This is a genomic window from Pseudomonas brassicacearum (assembly GCF_003732225.1).
Lineage (GTDB): Bacteria > Pseudomonadota > Gammaproteobacteria > Pseudomonadales > Pseudomonadaceae > Aquipseudomonas > Aquipseudomonas brassicacearum_E.
Window position 1 is genome coordinate 166318 of record NZ_MOBJ01000008.1, and the last position, 17488, is coordinate 183805.

14 protein-coding genes and 1 pseudogene are annotated in these 17488 nt (G+C 54.1%); 3 read left to right on the forward strand and 12 right to left on the reverse strand.

The features are described from left to right. The 10 genes and pseudogenes from BK659_RS12835 to BK659_RS12880 form a co-directional block, all read right to left on the reverse strand. A pseudogene (locus BK659_RS12835) lies at positions 1–132 on the reverse strand (transposase); the annotation flags it as partial. Further along, entirely contained in the window at positions 131–883 is a 753-nt protein-coding gene (locus tag BK659_RS12840; protein WP_123425434.1) for a WecB/TagA/CpsF family glycosyltransferase, read from the reverse strand. The pseudogene BK659_RS12835 and the gene BK659_RS12840, both read right to left, overlap by 2 nt. Then, positions 883–2070 (reverse strand): glycosyltransferase family 2 protein, encoded by a 1188-nt coding sequence (locus tag BK659_RS12845; protein ID WP_123425435.1) that lies wholly within the window; start codon positions 2068–2070, stop codon positions 883–885. Before BK659_RS12845 ends, BK659_RS12840 begins: the two co-directional genes overlap by 1 nt. Further along, positions 2067–3269 (reverse strand): glycosyltransferase family 4 protein, encoded by a 1203-nt coding sequence (locus BK659_RS12850; RefSeq protein WP_123425436.1) that lies wholly within the window; start codon positions 3267–3269, stop codon positions 2067–2069. Before BK659_RS12850 ends, BK659_RS12845 begins: the two co-directional genes overlap by 4 nt. A gap of 258 nt (positions 3270–3527) precedes the next feature. Next, the gene (locus tag BK659_RS12855; protein WP_123425437.1) at positions 3528–4463 is read right to left on the reverse strand and encodes a DUF535 family protein; all 936 of its coding nucleotides are present in this window, start codon (positions 4461–4463) and stop codon (positions 3528–3530) included. Between the two features lie 7 nt (positions 4464–4470). Further along, positions 4471–5448 carry a glycosyltransferase family 2 protein gene (locus tag BK659_RS12860; RefSeq protein ID WP_123425438.1) on the reverse strand — a complete coding sequence of 326 codons (978 nt, stop codon included), beginning with the start codon at positions 5446–5448 and terminating at the stop codon, positions 4471–4473. Between the two features lie 49 nt (positions 5449–5497). Beyond that, entirely contained in the window at positions 5498–6022 is a 525-nt protein-coding gene (locus tag BK659_RS12865; RefSeq protein WP_123425439.1) for a serine O-acetyltransferase, read from the reverse strand. Positions 6023–6030: 8 nt separating this feature from the next. Continuing rightward, positions 6031–6987, reverse strand: coding sequence for a glycosyltransferase family 2 protein (locus BK659_RS12870; protein WP_123425440.1), 957 nt, complete (start codon positions 6985–6987; stop codon positions 6031–6033). 93 nt (positions 6988–7080) lie between these two features. Then, on the reverse strand, positions 7081–8175 hold the full coding sequence (locus tag BK659_RS12875; RefSeq protein ID WP_123425441.1) for a glycosyltransferase family 4 protein: 1095 nt from the start codon (positions 8173–8175) through the stop codon (positions 7081–7083). Positions 8176–8302: 127 nt separating this feature from the next. Continuing rightward, positions 8303–9679: an oligosaccharide flippase family protein gene (locus tag BK659_RS12880; RefSeq protein ID WP_123425442.1), complete on the reverse strand. Its 1377-nt coding sequence runs from the start codon at positions 9677–9679 to the stop codon at positions 8303–8305. A 96-nt stretch (positions 9680–9775) separates the two neighbouring features. Between BK659_RS12880 and BK659_RS12885 the strand changes: the two genes are divergently transcribed. The 3 genes from BK659_RS12885 (at position 9776) to galE (ending at position 15051) form a co-directional block, all read left to right on the forward strand. Beyond that, the gene (locus BK659_RS12885; protein ID WP_123425443.1) at positions 9776–11302 is read left to right on the forward strand and encodes an O-antigen ligase family protein; all 1527 of its coding nucleotides are present in this window, start codon (positions 9776–9778) and stop codon (positions 11300–11302) included. Positions 11303–11307: 5 nt separating this feature from the next. After that, on the forward strand, positions 11308–13986 hold the full coding sequence (locus BK659_RS12890; protein ID WP_123425444.1) for a glycoside hydrolase 5 family protein: 2679 nt from the start codon (positions 11308–11310) through the stop codon (positions 13984–13986). 87 nt (positions 13987–14073) lie between these two features. Next, the gene (galE, locus tag BK659_RS12895) at positions 14074–15051 is read left to right on the forward strand and encodes a UDP-glucose 4-epimerase GalE (RefSeq protein WP_123425445.1); all 978 of its coding nucleotides are present in this window, start codon (positions 14074–14076) and stop codon (positions 15049–15051) included. 44 nt (positions 15052–15095) lie between these two features. On the opposite strand, the gene BK659_RS12900 is transcribed toward galE, so the two are convergent. Then, entirely contained in the window at positions 15096–15827 is a 732-nt protein-coding gene (locus BK659_RS12900) for a CpsD/CapB family tyrosine-protein kinase (protein ID WP_259740257.1), read from the reverse strand. Between the two features lie 86 nt (positions 15828–15913). Further along, a complete protein-coding gene (locus BK659_RS12905; RefSeq protein WP_123425447.1) occupies positions 15914–17476 on the reverse strand; it encodes a GumC family protein in 1563 nt (520 codons plus the stop codon). Positions 17477–17488 lie beyond the last annotated feature (12 nt).

The window sequence follows — 17488 nt, forward strand, 5'->3', positions numbered from 1 at the left end:
AGTGCTTTCGTACAATGCCTGCCCATGGTCGGATCGCTGTAACCGAACCAGTTCTGCAACAGATGCACGCGCAGCATCGCCATCAACGCAGAAGCCGGACGAACCGCCTTCACCCTTCGGGCAATGTAGTTCAGGGCTTCCTTAATGTAGGCGCCTCTCTGCAGATCAGCGTGCGCAACAAGAACATTGGATTACCAAGCACATAGCGACCGAATAACCGCTTTGGCTCAATCATCAGCCTGAATACCCACTCACAACCGAGACGACGCACCCATTGCGGAGCCCGAACAACCTTGCCACCGAGAAAATCCAGGATCGCCCCGCCGCACACTATCAGGCATGGCACGCCGCTGGCAGCCAGCCTGGCAGCAACGACTTCTTGCCTGGGCATGCCCATGCCCAGCACAACCAATTCTGGCTGCAGTTGCTGGGCAAGATTGATGTAGGCATCCACCTCAGCAAAACCATGGTGAGCAGAAACTACATTGACCGCAAATACCGCTTCGCTGCGCTGCACCGCATTCGCTAGAAAGGGCTCTGAAGTGCCCCAAAAAGCCACGCGCCGGCCCTTGAACGCGACCAGTAATTTGGGGATAAAATCCGTGCCATTCATATTTAGCCCCGACACTAAGCCGAGTCGGCGAAACAGGATAGCCATGCCGGAGCCATCCCGTAGTAACACGTCAGCAGCGGACAACGCGTTATAGTAATCGGTGTTGCCCGCCACCATGTTCATGGCAAAGGCATTGACGAATCCAAGTACTGTTGCCGCCTCAGGCTTGGATAAAGCATCAATCAATCCTTGCTCATCATCGAGATCACTGACCACCCTGAGTTTCTGGATAATCGTTTGCCAGTTGTGCTGCCAAGCAAAAGCGCGCATTAATTGTCATCTCGCTTCGAACGCACCCACTCAACTTGGCGTTTAAGCAAAAAGCCTAGATACAAGGGTATTTTTTTCACCGCGTAGAACGGCGCATACAACAAGGCTGAAAAAGATATAATCTCGCGACCAAATTGGCTCCATGCCAGCAAGATAGTCACATTCAATAGTGCCACCCCGGCAGAAGCGATTAATGCTGGAGCCAAAGCTCCACACAGCATAAACACCAACCATGACAGACTAAAAACAGCCCCCAACACTAACGTCAATAAGGCCAACGGAGGGACCAATAAATCCAGCGTCATCGCCAGGAGGTTCCAGTTACGCCGGCTGATCGACTCTACAAACAACTTTGGCGCATCACCAAGGATTACCCCGAGATGACCATGCTCCCAGCGCGTACGCTGGGTACTTAAGCCTTCATCACTTCGTGGAAAATAACTGGTCACCAGGGCATCTGGGCAAAACAAAGGCGGCTTGCCGTTGCGGCAGAAATCGAAGCCCATCTTCAAATCTTCGACGATGTGGCCACTGGCTAAATCGATCAAAGCCAGATCTCGCCAGACAAAAGCCATTCCCGTACCCATTAACTGACAGGGCAAACCAAGCCAAGCCCAACCTTGCGGCCGCACCAGATTCTTCACACGGCAGGCAAACTCGGCAAACCGTACTTTTAGCCCGGAACCTGCTGGAGCACGCATTAAATAAAGTGCCTGCGTTGGCCGCCCTGAGTCGATACAACACATTGCCAAACGCTCAATAGAGCCCTCACCCACCTGGCAATCGGCATCGACAACGATCATGACGTCCGGCGCAACGCTCGCTAAATGACGCACCCCAAAGTCCAGCGCATAACCCTTGCCACACTGCTGATCATTGTTGCGTTCCACCACCTCGGCGCCCGCCGTGCGGGCCAGCGCGGCCGTGTCGTCAGAACAGTTGTCCGCCACCACCAATAAGCGATCGCCCTCTAGCAACTGCGGCCGAATGGTATTTAACGTCGCGACGATCATCGAGGATTCGTTGTGTGCCGGTACCAACACCGCCACCCGCAGCCGCGATCTTTGCGCCGACAAGCGCAACCGCACAGGCAGGCAGGCCAGCAGCACCTGCAAAAACAGCACCAACACCGGCAGGACCATGAGCACCAGCAGTGCGCTGAACAGCCAATCAAGTAAGGTGATCATGCTTGCGCCCTAAACAAATTAGCCAACTTGGCCGCTTCGGTATCGATATCGTGTCGCTCCAGCACTCTCTGATAAGCCGCCTCGCCCATCCGCTGCAACACCTCGACGGGTTGCGCTAGGCAGTCCGCCAGCACCGCCACCAACTCATCCACAGCTCCAGCGGGAAACAACCAACCGTTCTCACCCTGGCGCACTAACTCGGGAATGCCCGCCACATAGGTCGTCAGTACTGGCCGGCGCAAGGCCATGGCCTCCATAATTACCACCGGCAAGCCCTCGGCGAAGCTCGGCAACACCAAGGCCCGCGCCGCAAGAATTTCCGCCCGCACCTGCTCACTGCTAATCCAGCCAGTGATTCGCACCTGCGCTTGCAAGCCATGCAGTGCAATCAGGGCTTCGATTTCCGCACGTATTTCCCCATCGCCGGCCAGTACTATCTCGAACACCACGGCTTGCGCTGCCAGGATACGGGCGGCCTCAAGCAACAACAGTTGGCCCTTCTGCTCACACAAGCGACCCACGCAGACCAACCGCGGTACGGACGGCACGGCAACTGCAGGTACATCGTGAAACGCCCGCTCCAGACCACAATGCACCACCTTTACCCTTGCCCAGTGCACATGAGCTACCCAGCGAAACAGCTGGCTGCGCCCATAAGAGCTGATAGCCGCGACAAAAGCCGCGCGCCGGACTTTCTCGCCCAAATGAATAAACTGCGGTTTGTCGAACTCTTCCGGGCCGTGCACCGTAAAACTGTACGCTGGCCCGCCGAGTGCATTGGCCAGCATCACCACCTCGGTTGAGTTAGTGCCGAAATGCGCATGCACATGCTCGGCGCCGAACGCCTGCAACCAAAACAGCAGGCGGCATGCCTCGGACAAATAGACCAAATGGTACGGCCAGGGCCGATCGGCATGCCGGCCCATACGTAGCGCCAGCCACAACGCCGAAAAAAAGCGTCGCGGTTGGGCGCGCAGTACCTGCAGCACAGGCACTAACAGCTCTTTGACTCCGCCCTGCAGCACATAGAAAGTTTTACTGCGCTCGGACACGTCCTCGGCATCCACCAACTCGGCATCCCAACCACGCAGAGCAATGCGCTGCACCACAAAGCCCTGGCGCTCTAACGCCAAAATCTCGCGACGAATGAAGCTATGGCTGACCTTGGGGTATTGATTGATCAAATAAGCGATACGCATAGGAACCAGCTTAGATGTCGTCGCAGTGAATTATTACTACAGGTACTTTTACAGTAGTACAATTATCAAGAACGTCAACAAGCACCACGGCATTTGTTCCGACCCTTGCATTTTCTCCGAGCAATACCCCACCTGGAACTTTCGCTCCAGCACCTTATATACACGTCGAAACCAATAGTTGAAACAGTGCCACCCGCCCACTGACCAAGAGTGACTACTGCCGTTTCATGCCGCCAGGCCCGACAGTCAAATATCGACCTAATTAGCGCTTGCGTTAGTTGCACAGCTGCCTATTAACACACTGTCTATCCTTGTAAAAATATCATCTAGAAGCTCATAACGCCTGCGGTACATGGCACGTTTTTTTGAAGGAATACAATCAAGCGCTTTTTTGGACAACACCATGGGGATTTCAAAAAAGTCTTCGCGCTCGGACGGAATCGCTCCATGCTCCAACCATATGGCATCATAATTAGCCGCCAGGTCTTGAGCTTTTTCATCCCCAAAATACGGATGACGATGATGACGATATCCATCCCCTATCGCATAAATCTTTTCAACACCAACACTTCTTGCAATATACTTAATGGCTTCGATCAGAAGACTTCTTGGGCGAAGGCCTTCAAAATCTTTTGTCAGTGCTCTATAAATTTCCAGAGACCTATCACTCTCTACGCCTTTGTGTATCCCTTGAACGGCACCGATAAAAATACATAACTCAACTTCCGTGCGACACAAGGTGAACGCTATTGATGCAATACGCAAATCACCCTGAAACAAATTCAGCACCAGTTCCCCTTCACGCATAAACCATACCGGACGATCTAGAACCAAGGAACAACCCACAGAGCACTCCGACAAGTCACTCAACATCAAGCTGTCATTTCGTCCCAGCAGTAATAGCTGCGGACAGCTTTTTGTGACGACTTCGTAATGCGAGGCCAACACACCAAGTCTATCCTGAGATCTCCAGCATCTACTGATGTACGGCCAATGAACAACACCGACACAATCACCTCCCAATTTCTCAAAACCAGTCTTGCCCAGGGCATTCGACATACGCCACAAAAACAACTTTAGCTCGGACCAGTTTTTTCCAACTAAAATCAGTAATACAAGCTTATTTTTCAATGCCCTAAAGGAATACCCTGCATGTAAAGAAAACACCCTTTTTAGTATCAGCCAATCATTCATAGCCGTCTCACTTGTATTCGATCAACGCCGTCTTGCCGGCGCCAAATCTGTGCAACAAAAACTTGACTTGCCCGAGCATCTCGGGAAATTTGCTCAGCACCAGAAAGAAGGCCTGCAGCCAGTTTTCGCGCGCTGATCTATCGCCCCGGCGAGCCAAGCGCACCACCTGCAGTGGATAGACCAGCAGCAGAAGCAGCCCAAACCATCCCAGCATCAAACTCGCGATCATAGTCGCCAGCGGGACACCCAAACCCCAGAGCCAGGCCCGGCGCGACTCACGCTGCCAATGTTGCTCCGGTGCGGCCCCATGCAAAAATGCGCCCTCGGCAAAGGCATAGCCACCACGCAGGGTACGCCGCCACCATTGGCCGAAGCGGGTCATGGCCGCATCGTGCAAGGTCATTTCGTCAGCCAGGCGCCAGACCTTCCATCCATTCGCACGCAGACGCACACACAACTCAGGCTCTTCCCCGGCAATAAGATCCGCTCGAAAACCAGACACTGCGGCGAAGGCGTCAGCCCGTATCAGCGCATCGCCACCACACGCCTTGGCCTCACCTATCGGGGTATCCCATTCAAGATCACACAATAAGTTGTAAATCGATCGCTGGGGAAAACGTTCACGGCGCCGTCCACAGACCACCGCAACCTCAGGCTGTGCATCAAGAAAGGCCTGCGCCCGGGGCAGCCAGCCACCGACAATCTCGCAATCACCATCGACAAACTGCACATAACGCATCGCCGGCAATAAACGTTGCACGCAGGCAAATCCTTCATTGCGCGCGCGCGCAGCCGTAAAGGGAATCGACATATCCAACTCAACCACCTCGACCCCAAGCCGCCGTGCCATCTGGACTGAACCATCCGTTGATCCAGAGTCGACATAAATAACCTTCTGCGCCGCACCGCCCAGCGAAGCCAGGCAACGCTCAAGCCGTAGGCCTTCATTGCGACCGATAACAACGACACCGATACCAGTAGCCATTGAGTTCACCCAGCAATGTAAAACTGCTCGATATCGTCCACCGGAGGGTTCATAAGCATTCCCTTGCTTCTGCGCGCTGCCTTTTCTTGATAGTCGCAGGCACGCCCACTGCCACCGAGTCGTCCGGTACATCTGTCAGCACCACGGCATTGGCACCAATCACGACGTTGTTACCAATGCGGATATTGCCCAGCACCTTGGCCCCGGCACCGATATCAACGTTGTTACCCATCACCGGGGCAATCGGCTCATCCACATTCTTGAGCCCCACGACCACGCCATTGCGGATGCGGCAATCATCGCCGAACTGAGCATAACCACTGATCACGATTCCGCCGAAATGATCGATGACGAAGTTGCGCCCGATCACCACCTCACACGGCAGCTCGACACCCGTCACGATCTGCACCAATTTGAAGAGCACTTTGTATATAAAGGAGAACAACTTTCGCAAGAATGCTGGGCGCACTCCGTAGCGCCAGCGCCCAAAGCGATAAACCAGCATCACCCAGAACCCCTGAGCAGCCCAATCACCAGCGTATGCACGCAAGTCCGCACGTATATTTTCGAACATAAGTTGACCTACCGTGTTGGTCGGCTAGCAAATTGGGTATCGCGCAGCAACGCCCAAGTATCACGAGCATGCTGCCAACACGCCCCTATGGCGGCCCGGCCGCGGCCTTTCAATAGAGCCTTGAGCGCCAGAATCAGATCCCCCAGGCTCACCAGCAACATATGTGAGGCCAAACCCAGTAGACCGTGGTGCTTGCGAAAGTACAAAAGCTCGCTTTCGATTTGTAACCTGGGTATCTGTCGACTGACCACATTGAGTTTGACAACCGATTTGGCACTTTCACCGCCGATATGCACCACCGAGGTATGCGGGTAATAAACCACCTTCCAACCGGCCTGTTTAACGCGTTTGCAGTGATCGACCTCCTCGTAGTAAAGAAAGTAGCGCGGGTCGAACAAGCCAACCTGATCGATGACTTCACGGCGGATCAAGTAATAGCAGCCGGGCACCCAGTCGCACTCACGGACCGAGGCATGATCCCAGTCCATGTCGTCGACCCTCTTCACCACAGGGAAAAAGCGTTCAAGCCCTGTACGCGAGAGGAAGACATTCAACGGCGTCGGGAAATAGCGACAGGAGGGCTGCAAATCACCCTCTCGCCCAACCAACCGAACGCCGAGGACTCCGCAATCAGGGTGAGCCTCCATGTAATCGAGGGTCTTGCTCAGGGTATCAGCAGCAACAAAGGCATCGGTATTGAGGAGCAACGCGTACTTGCCCTGCAGGTGCTCAACCAATTGATTGTTGGCACGACCAAAGCCAACATTATTTTCATTGGCCAGCAGAAATGCCTCTGGACAAATAGTTGCCAAGCACTCCAGTGAATTATCGGCAGAGGCATTGTCCACCACTAAATAGCGCGTTCGATCCGCACTGTTTGACTCGCGCAACGCATTAAACATGGGCTGCAGCAGCGTCGCTGTATTGTAGTTAACTACTAACACATCAAGAGGGGCACTACTCATTAGATTGCCCCCCCCAAAAAGTGCTGAACTCTCATCGTCGGATTACAAAACCATTTATAAATCGACATCATTCAAGCTCCGCTTAAACGACCGCTATTCAGGAAAATCCCTCACACACGCATTATTAAGTGCCGCTTCAAATAATTTTGCAGAGTTCTCCCAAGAACTTGAGGCCACCGTTTGACATGCCATTTCTGAAACCGCACGCCACCCCTGCTCGTCTAAAGTCAATAGCCATTCAACACCACGAGCCAAGGCAACCGTATCATCAATATCGGCCAGTACGCCGTTTTTGAAACAAGATATTGCCTCTAACGGCCAGCCAGTACGCGTTGAAACTACCGGCGTTCTACATGCCATCGCTTCCATCGCCGTCAGATTAAAGCCTTCTTCACTCCGGCTTGCTGCGAGCCAGACATCACATTGTGCATATAAATCACGAATACGATGTTGATCGGGAGAACGATAAAACTCAAGACTCTCTGGAAGTTTAAAAAGACCACTAGGAGGAGCACTTCCAAAGGCTATAACTCGAAGTTTTGAAAATTTTTTCTCGAGCAAAGAAACTACCTGAAGCGCAACATCAACCCCCTTAAATGGCGCTTCATGATACAAAAACCCGATGGTTGGGCAACGCTGTTTTCCCCTAGGCGCGGAAAAAAATTGCTGATGATCGACACTATTCCTAACCAAGCTAACATCAGAGTCGCCATACTCCACGCTCATCACATCAGCCAACCACTTCGAAATGGTTATCTTATGCAAAGGCATCTTATATGTCGCCACCACCCTATCCACCGGGCAATAAGGAAACACTTCATGCCCCTGCACAAAATACACTTTTACACCCTTGGCCTGACCTAGAGAGCTCACCCACTCAGCCGTTTCCCACCATGTTGCAATTACAACATCCGCATCTGGAACATCCGAATCCACAATAGGCCTGTATTTTTCTATCACCCGGTGATCAAGACCAAGACCGTCTAAATGAGATGGACTTCTTTCGCTTATCGGCCACCCCTCACCCGTGATGAAACGCTTCATCTTCTTATCCAGCGGAACAGGAGGTGCAGGCGGGGAAACGAGCGTTACATCATGCCCCATTTCAAACAATGCCTTAGCGTAAATTGCAACGACGCGAATTCCACCCGACATGTTCACCACCGGCAACACAAAAGTCACTTTCATTAGATTCCCTCCAAAACCGCTGAAAGCCTATTCAAACTCAATGCACTTCCAGCCAAGCAATTTCCATCAATCAACACATCGTGACGGTCTGTCACAGCATTGGAAACAGCAAGAGACATGGATCGAATCAAAGCCATTTAGCAACGCCCAACACTAACTCTCCACACAAAGCCCCCACCGCCAGCATTGGCAGCACCACCAGTTCACGCTTGAGATCGAACAGCCCCACCTGACAATTGACATAAACAATCAGGATAAGCGTAGGGAACGTATGCAGGGCAACGCCCCAAATCGCATATTTTACCCCGCCAATCGCCAGCAGCAGCGGCAGTAGCACCCATAACGAGACAATGCGAATAATGTTATCCATGGCTTGGTACTTTGTGAGTCCCAAGGCAAGCCAAACTTGATGCGCCACCGTGTAGCGCAATGTGAAAAAAGAAAGGGAAAGAACGGCCATCATGGTGCCGGCAGCGGCATAACGCTCATCGTATAACCCACCCACGATGAGCGGACTGACGGTCAAGAACAGTCCACAGACAAACAGCAAAGCAAGATCGAAAATCAATCTGAAGCGGTAATACAAAACGCGGAGCCGCACGGTGTCATTACTTCTTGAGGCTTCACTGAAGGCCGGCAGGGCCACGGCCCCGACCAACCTAAGCACTGCGGTTTGAAGAGTGCCCAAAATCAGCACCGCAATGGAGTAGACGCCCAGTTCAGTGGCCGACATGCTGCCGCCGAACCAGATGCGATCACCATACATGGCCAATACTCCCACTGCCGAAGACAACAGTATCCAACGGCCGAAGACGACTAACTCTTCAAGCGCAGAGCGGTCCCACTGTAGACGGTTAGGCGGGCCCTGAAACCATAGATGACCAATAACAGTGCCGACCATGGCCGAGACCAGACCTGCAATCACCAGCGACCAGACAGACCTGGTGAAGTAACCGATGCCCAGCATCACCAGCAGGCCCGCAAGCTGGGACGCAAAGTCGAGGAGCACCACTTTCTTTTGCTGGAAATCGCGAACGGCCAAATCGAGTTTCGTCGACTGGAACCCAAAGATGATCGCGGTAAAACCGGTAAAGGCCAACACCAGCGGCAACTCCGGTGCGGCATAGGTGGAATTGGCCGACCACAGATTGATGACTTGCGCAAACCAGGTGAAGCCTGCGATTAGAAGTGTCGAAGCAAAAAGGACAACGCCACGCAGGATCTGCACTGTCCAGGCGGTATTGAGAAACACTGGATCGTCGCCACGCGGGCTCTGGATAATGTTCTGACGCAAACCGACATCGGAAAGCAAGTGCAGAACCACCGAAACGGTGGTGGCGATGATCATTACGCCGAAAATTTCCGGCATCAGCAGACGGGCCATTACCAGGTTGCCGCCCAAGCGAATTGCTTGAGAGGCAACAAGCGCACCCAGATTCCATGCCCCAGCAGATATCGCTCGCCTGCGAAGGCTCAACGATGGCGATAAATCAATTGGAGGCATGACATCAACCCCGAACTCAAATGGTACGCACGTTACTATAGCTACAATTGGTCATCTCACTAGCCGTTGCTCACCAATCCATGAGTTCAAGAATCCATGCCTGAGCACTTTCGCGCGTTAATCGTCATTCTAGTTTTAGCTGGCATCGTTTTTGCCCTGGCGCGTCGACCAGCAGTAGACCTGATCCCACACCACGACTTCACTCGTCGCCGCAATCTGTGGTTCGCATTGACGCTACTGGCCTTTGTCTCGCACAGTTTCTGGGTGTACGCGGGCATTGCCGCTATCATTTTGACCGTCGCACGACAACGCGAACGCAATCCTCTGGCACTGTTTTTCCTTCTGCTGTTTCTCATCCCGCCGGCCCCGGCACAGATTCCCGGCTTCGGCCTGATCAACTATTTTTTTGCACTTAACCATATTCGTCTGCTCGCATTGTGTCTGTTGTTGCCGGCTTTTTTCATGCTACGCAGGCAAGCAAGCACACTGAGCTTCGGACGCACCTGGCCTGACAAACTGCTAGCGGCCTACCTCTTGCTGACGAGCCTGCTTTACCTGCGTGACACCACGCTGACCGACACCTTGCGCCAGGCGCTCTACCTGTTCACAGACGTTTTTTTGCCTTACTACGTTGCCAGCAGGGCACTGAAGGAACTCAGCGACTTCAAGGATGCTCTGTTGGGATTTGTACTCGCCGCCATGGTGCTGGCGCTTATTGGTCTCGTCGAGTTTGCCCGCCATTGGCTGCTGTACAACGCGCTGATTGTCGCCCTGGACATGCACTGGGGAATGTCCAGCTACCTGGATCGTGGTGATTCATTACGCGCCAGCGCCACCACCGGCCAGGCAATCGCACTGGGTTACGTCATTAGCGTGGCCATCGGCTTTTACCTGTTCTTGCGCGAGAGCGTACGCAGCCGATTGCAGCAATGCCTCGGCGCGCTCTTGCTGGCTGGCGGTCTGTTTGCACCGCTGTCGCGTGGCCCCTGGATCGGTGCAGCCGTCATGATCACCGTGTTCATCGCCACCGGCCGTAAAGCTGTCAAACGCCTGATGCTTCTGGCAATCGCCGGAGTGCTCGCCCTTCCCCTGCTGGCCATCGTGCCTGGCGGGCAAAAACTCCTGGATCTACTACCGTTCATCGGTACGGTAGACGTAGAGAACATCACGTACCGGCAGCGCTTGATTGATAACTCAGTGATCGTCATCCAGCGCAACCCTTGGCTGGGCTCTTTCGATTACCGCAACACTCCTGAGATGCAGTCCATGATTCAGGGCGAGGGCATCATCGATATTGTGAATACCTATATCGCCCTGGCGCTGGACATCGGCCTGATCGGATTGACGCTATTCGTGGTTTTTTTCGCCACTGTGCTGCTCAGCATCCGCAGAGCTATGCGTTCGGTCCCCAACAAAGACGATGAGGCGCGCCGACTCGGACGTGCACTGTTGGCGGTACTGGCCGGGATACTGGTGACCATCTTTACCGTTAGCAGTATCACGGTGATCCCCGTGGTGTATTGGTCGGTGGCCGGACTGGGTGTGGCCTATGCTCAGATGGTGCGCAGGCTCAAGCGCACTGAGACTGCAAGCATTGCGAGCGCCAACCTTCAACCCTGGTAACGCTCATGACCTCTTTTGCTCACCGCGCCCATATGCTGCTAGTGGTTCTCCTTGCTGTTTGGCCGTTTAGCAGCTGGGCGTCGGACTGGGTCTCCAGCGTGGATGAGCGCAGCGGTCTGCCAATGCTGGCGCGCGGTGGCAACCCTGTAGTTTCGTCTTCATTCGCCTTCTGGGGGAGCAACTGGGAATGGACGGATTTACCGACCGCGTTCAAGGTGAACACCCCTTATAGCTACTCCCTTGCTGGCAAGAACAAAAACCTGGATTTCGACGTGACTGCGCAAATTCAGAAGGAAGACGAGCAGAAGTTGACCTGGAACATTGCCCTGGATGCACACAGCATGATGCCGGACGTGATGGGCGGGGGCATCGTCTTCAAGTTCGATCCTGCCCTTTACGATGGAGAAATGGGTGAGCCGGCTTTGCTACCCGACAACCGCGGCTGGTCCTGGGGGAATACACAAAGCCGACGCATCGAGATGCGTTTTGAGCCTGCACTGGCAAGTGTGTACTTTGAACCGGGTGATAAATCTCAGGTGCGTGCTTTTTTTTACAAGAACACGATCAAACCCGGCCGCCAGAATTTCAAAGCCACCTTGAGCCTATCTGGCGATGTGGTACTCGGTCCGACCACAACCGAGCGCTTCGGGCTGGCGGACACAAGGAGCTGGCCGAGTGACACGCTCGACTGGAAAACCTCGCCGGTCGATCTGTCCTTTCTTAACGCTCACGAAAAACCTGCAGGCAAGCGCGGCTTCGTCAAAGTATCCGGCGAGCAACTGTTATTCGCAGACAACACCCCAGCGCGCTTCTGGGGCACTAACCTGACGGCCTATGCGCTGTTTCGTACGCCAGACGATGCAATCAAGCTGCAGGCCAAACGTCTGTCGGCACTCGGTTTCAATCTCGTACGACTGCACCACCATGATTCCCCATGGGTCAGCCCAAACATCTTTCGCGACAGCAACCTCACGCAGGACACTCAGCAACTAAGCCCCGACTCACTGAAAAAAATCGACTGGTGGATCAAGTGCCTCAAAGACGAGGGCATTTATGTATGGCTCGATATGCACGTCGAGCGAGCCTTGACTGCAAACGACAACATCTATGGCTTCGATGAAATGCCAAAGAATGGCCAGAACAACGCCGATCTCAAGGGCTATGCCTATGTAAACATCACCATTCAGCAGGCAATGAAGCGCTTTGCCCAAGCCTATTTGACCCATGTAAACACCTACACCGGACTCGCCTACAAAGACGATCCGGCGATCGCCGCCGTACTGATTACCAACGAAAACGATGTCACCCAGCACTTTGGCAACGCCCTGTTACCAGACAAACGAGTGCCAAAGCACAACCAGATCTACATGGCCGAGGCCAAGGCCTTTGCGAACCAGCACAATCTATCTGCAAGCCAGACCTGGCGCTCCTGGGAGCCAGGCCCCGGCAAGCTGTTCCTCAACGATTTGGAGCGACGTTTCAACGTAGACATGATTCAGCACCTACGTGAATCAGGAGTGAAGGTACCCATCGCCACGACCAGTAGCTGGGGCGGCGACAGCCTAAGCTCCCTACCGGCCCTTACCGCCGGCGACCTGATCGACGTCCATAGCTACGGTGGCCCTGGACAGCTAGAGAAAAACCCGCTCACCAGCGACGGTTTACTGAACTGGATTGCCGCCGGCCAAGTGATAGGCAAACCCCTGACCGTCACCGAGTGGAACACTGAACCTTTCCCGGCACCTGACCGCCACTCGCTGCCACTCTATATAGCCGGCACCGCCAGCCACCAAGGCTGGGATGCGCTGATGCAATATGCCTACAGCCAGGAGCCGCTAACCGGCGAATGGATAACTGCCGACAACTGGCACGCCTATAACGACCCTGCAATGCTGGCCACCCTGCCCGCCGCCGCCTTGCTTTATCGCCGTGCAGACGTTCGCGAAGCAACAACGACCTATGTCTTCGCGCCGACACCAAGCACCCTGTTCAACCAACGCATCACACCCGCCAACGCGGCTCTACTGCGCACAGCCATGGAGAAAGGCAAGCTGGAAATCGCCATGCCACAGACGCCGCAATTGCCCTGGTTGCAACAGAGTGCTATCCCGAGCAATGCACAGGTGTTTCATGATCCCAACCAGTCGCTGCTGGACGCCAACGCCAGCGAGTCCACGACAGACACTGGCGAGTTAAAGCGCAACTGGAAACTAGGCATCTACACCATCAATACGCCACGCACCCAAGCAGCAACCGGCTGGATCGGCGGCGAGTCGATCAGCCTTGGCAACATCCAGGTTCAAGTGAAGACCGCTAATGCCAGTGTGGTGGTGCAAAGCCTGGACGACGCGCCTGTCGGCCGATCGCAGAATTTACTGATTTCGCTGGGTACCCGTGCCATCCCCAAAGACGACAGCAAAACACCTTTTTATGTCGAGCCCCTCGAAGGCACCCTGGCAATCCAGGCGCCGCAAGGCTTGACACTGTTCACCCACGGCATCCCTGGACAAATGAAGAAGCTACCCGCCACCTATCTTGATGGACGCTATACGATCAAGTTCGACGGCTTGCAAGCGTCGAACTGGTTGTTTTTGAAAAAAGGCGTCACGCCAGCTACAACCTCAGGCAACGCACAGCCAGGCCCTGTCAATACAACATCATCCAGCGAGCTGGTGACTCATTAGCTAACCTGTCTTTTAACGTAATGATCAGGCGGATCGAACTGGCGTTCCAATCTGCGCTTGCCCAGCAGCAGTTTCCAGGAGATCAGGATGAAATTTTTGGTTGTTGGTGGCGCAGGCTATATCGGCTCGCATATGGTCAAGCAACTACTGCGTGCAGGTCACGAACTGGTGGTGGCAGACAACTTTTCAACAGGCCATCGCGGCGCGTTGATGGGAGGGAGATTGGTCGAACTGGACATCGCCGACGCACAAGCCCTGGATGTCTTGTTTGCGGGACAGCACTTTGATGCCGTGTTCCACTTCGCCTCATTTACACAGGTGGGCGAATCCGTCACTGAACCTGCCAAGTATTACCAAAACAACCTGGCTGGAACCCTTACGCTGCTACAAGCCTTGGTTCGTGCCGGGGTTAAAAACTTCATTTTTTCCTCGAGCGCAGCCGTCTATGGCGATCCGGTGTATGTACCTATCGACGAAGAGCATCCCAAGGCCGCGATCAACCCTTATGGTCGCAGCAAGTGGATGGTGGAGCAGATGCTTGAAGATTTCGACCGTGCATACGGGCTCAAATCGGTCTGCCTGCGCTACTTCAACGCCGCCGGAGCAGACCCTGAAGGACAGTTAGGTGAACGCCGAGAACCGGAAACCCACCTGCTGCCACTGATACTGCAAGCTGCCTCCGGTCGGCGCACAACCATCACCGTCTATGGCCGTGACTACGACACACCTGACGGCACTTGCATTCGCGACTACATCCACGTTGTCGACCTCGTTGCAGCTCATGCACTTGCCGTGAATTATTTACTGGCAGGTGGTGCAAGCACGGCTTTCAACCTCGGAAACGGTCAAGGTTTCTCAGTACAACAAGTCATAGACACTGCACGCGCCGTGACCGGCCAGGATATCTCCGTGAGCGAAGCGCCACGCCGCGTCGGCGATCCGCCACGCCTTGTGGCCGATCCCCGCATGGCCAACATATTACTTGGCTGGCAACCGCAATTTGCCTCACTTGAACAGATAGTGGCGCACGCCTGGAGCTGGGAGCAGAAGTACCCTTGGCACTGAAAGTCGGCGCTGGCGCATAACGCCGAACGCCTGAGGGTGACGCTCTAGTAGTAAGAGCGGCTTGGGCGCTCGGCTTTGTTTAGTACCGTGCCAATCAGATTGGCTGTCCCCAGATGATAAAGGCTTTCCTCGATCTCTTTCTTGCTGTTCATGCCGTTGGCGACCACCAGCAGGACGCAGTCGAATTTAGGCAAGACGGTAATAGCATCGTCCGAACTCAACAACGGCGGCAAGTCGAAAATCACGATACGCGAGTCGTAGCGCTCGCGCAGATCAGCAATCAAATGGCTCACTGTGGGCGATGACAGCACCTCGGTGGAGAGAGGGATCGGCTCTCGCGTCGGCAGGACTACAAAGCGCGGCAAGGTCGGGTTGACCAGAACCTCTTGCAGTTCCGCTTCATCGTCCAGCAATTCATTGAGCGATTTCTCCATCGGCAGACCCAGGCAGGCACCCACCATCGGACGACGCAAGTCGAAATCCACCAGTAGCGCTGTCTTGGTGGTGTGATGGGCGATGCTCATTGCCAGGTTGATAGCCAATACAGTCTTGCCTGCCTCCGGAGTTGGCGAGGTGATAGCAAGCGTGCGCCAGCCATTTTCTTCCATGACTTTCAGAACTTGCGTACGCAGCAGATCGAAAGCCCCCCCCATATTCGAATTCTTGTTGTACGCCACAATGCGATTGCGCTCGAGATGATCTGGCCGCAGCGGTACCACTTTGGTTTGCACATAACTCAGCGCATTCAGACTTGCAGACTGCCCGGTCACTGTCATGGCTTTTGGTATTGTCACGAGACTTGACGAAGGCTGTTGCTCGGAATTCTCGGTATCGGGCTTGATTATTTCCATGGCTATATTCCTTATGCAAACCGGCCCAGAGCTTTAAACATCAGAAGGTCCAGAGGCATGTAGAAAAAGTGCAGGAGCACCAAAAAGAGCACGATCATCACGACTCCACCGAGGATCAATCGCGTTCGCCACTGCTTACGGCGTGCCAATTCCGCTCTGGTGTATATGTAGGGAATCGCAACCAATATGCGTCTACCCAGCACACTGGCCAAGGCTTCAGCTCCGCGCACGCGCTGGTTCAGCATCTCAAGGAGCATCACCAATGCGCCAGCGCCCACCGGAGCGAGAACAAAGCCCATGGCAACCACTTTTTTACGGTTCGGCCGTATCGGCTTTTCAGGCATCAATGGCGACTCCAGAAGAACAAAACGCTCGGCTTTGTTTTCCTGCTCCAGGCTTTCGGAAATTTTCGCACTCATTTCCTTGGTGCGTATTTCCTCGTATTTTTTTTTGGCGTTTTCATAGTCACGCATCAGTGTGACCAAGCCGCGCTCGACTTGCGGCGTCTCAAGAATTTGCGCCTCGTAGTCGGCTATTTTTTTGAGTATTTCCTGCTTTTGATCGGCCAGCGACTTGATACGTGTTTCTGCGGCAGCGATCCGGGCCTGAGCCTTGGCAAGGTCCAGATTGACTGGAGCCGCTGCACCACCAGCACCAACACCAACACCTTTGGTAGCCTCAAGTGCAGCAATTTTGCGTTTGACGGCACGCACATCGGGGTGGGCTTCGGTATACAGCGACAGTAACCGGGTGTACTCCGCCTTGAGGCTACCCAGATCTTGCTGTTTATCACCCGCCGCGCCGGGCAATCCATGCTTGGTCGCTGCTGCGGAAAGCTCCAACTCATTGAAGCGCAATTCCTCACGGGCAGTTTTGTAGTCACGGTCGACCTCTTTGAGCTCGGTTTCGGCGCGTGACAACATATTCATGCGCAACTCCTGATGCTCGGGAAGCGCGTTGCTGTGCGCTTGCTTGAAGTCTGCCAAGCGATTTTCCAGGGCTTCCAGTTCGACCCTGAGCTTGTCCGCCTCCTGCGTCAGAAACTCTGTTGTTTCACTGGCGCGCTCGGTGCGCTGCTTGATGTTTTCATCCAGAAACAGCGTCACCAGCTCGTTGGCCACTTTGTTGGCAATCTCTGGCTGCCGGTGCTCAAAGGAAAGACGGAAAGCAATCGTCACTTCTCCGCGCCCCTTAACGACAGCACTGACCAAGGAGACTGTAATCGCATTGCGCATTTCATCGATTTTCTCGGAAACGCTCAACTGCCTGCTTTGCGAATTAAAAAGATTGTACTTGTCGATGATCGCTTCCAGATGCTCACGGGTCATCACGCGCTGGCGAATGACTTCGATGCGCTCATCGGCAAAGGTATTGTTGTTCGCCGCCACCAGGTCTGGCGAAATCTGCTGAGACTCGACCAGAATAGTGCCAGATGACTCGTAGATGGGCGGGATAGAGATCGCGACCACTACGCTCAGGCCGAGTATTACCGTGAAACTCAGGATCAACAGCAAGGCATGGTGCTTGATGACAGCAATGTAGTCGTTGACCGACATTTCGTATTCAGAGGTCATATTCATCACCCA

Coding starts and splice junctions, on each gene's coding strand:
- BK659_RS12840 (WP_123425434.1), bottom strand. CDS start 883: ATGCGCGCTTTTGCTTGGCAGCACAACTGGCAAACGATTATCCAGAAA.
- BK659_RS12845 (WP_123425435.1), bottom strand. CDS start 2,070: ATGATCACCTTACTTGATTGGCTGTTCAGCGCACTGCTGGTGCTCATG.
- BK659_RS12850 (WP_123425436.1), bottom strand. CDS start 3,269: ATGCGTATCGCTTATTTGATCAATCAATACCCCAAGGTCAGCCATAGC.
- BK659_RS12855 (WP_123425437.1), bottom strand. CDS start 4,463: ATGAATGATTGGCTGATACTAAAAAGGGTGTTTTCTTTACATGCAGGG.
- BK659_RS12860 (WP_123425438.1), bottom strand. CDS start 5,448: ATGGCTACTGGTATCGGTGTCGTTGTTATCGGTCGCAATGAAGGCCTA.
- BK659_RS12865 (WP_123425439.1), bottom strand. CDS start 6,022: ATGTTCGAAAATATACGTGCGGACTTGCGTGCATACGCTGGTGATTGG.
- BK659_RS12870 (WP_123425440.1), bottom strand. CDS start 6,987: ATGAGTAGTGCCCCTCTTGATGTGTTAGTAGTTAACTACAATACAGCG.
- BK659_RS12875 (WP_123425441.1), bottom strand. CDS start 8,175: ATGAAAGTGACTTTTGTGTTGCCGGTGGTGAACATGTCGGGTGGAATT.
- BK659_RS12880 (WP_123425442.1), bottom strand. CDS start 9,679: ATGCCTCCAATTGATTTATCGCCATCGTTGAGCCTTCGCAGGCGAGCG.
- BK659_RS12885 (WP_123425443.1), top strand. CDS start 9,776: ATGCCTGAGCACTTTCGCGCGTTAATCGTCATTCTAGTTTTAGCTGGC.
- BK659_RS12890 (WP_123425444.1), top strand. CDS start 11,308: ATGACCTCTTTTGCTCACCGCGCCCATATGCTGCTAGTGGTTCTCCTT.
- galE (WP_123425445.1), top strand. CDS start 14,074: ATGAAATTTTTGGTTGTTGGTGGCGCAGGCTATATCGGCTCGCATATG.
- BK659_RS12900 (WP_259740257.1), bottom strand. CDS start 15,827: ATGACAGTGACCGGGCAGTCTGCAAGTCTGAATGCGCTGAGTTATGTG.
- BK659_RS12905 (WP_123425447.1), bottom strand. CDS start 17,476: ATGACCTCTGAATACGAAATGTCGGTCAACGACTACATTGCTGTCATC.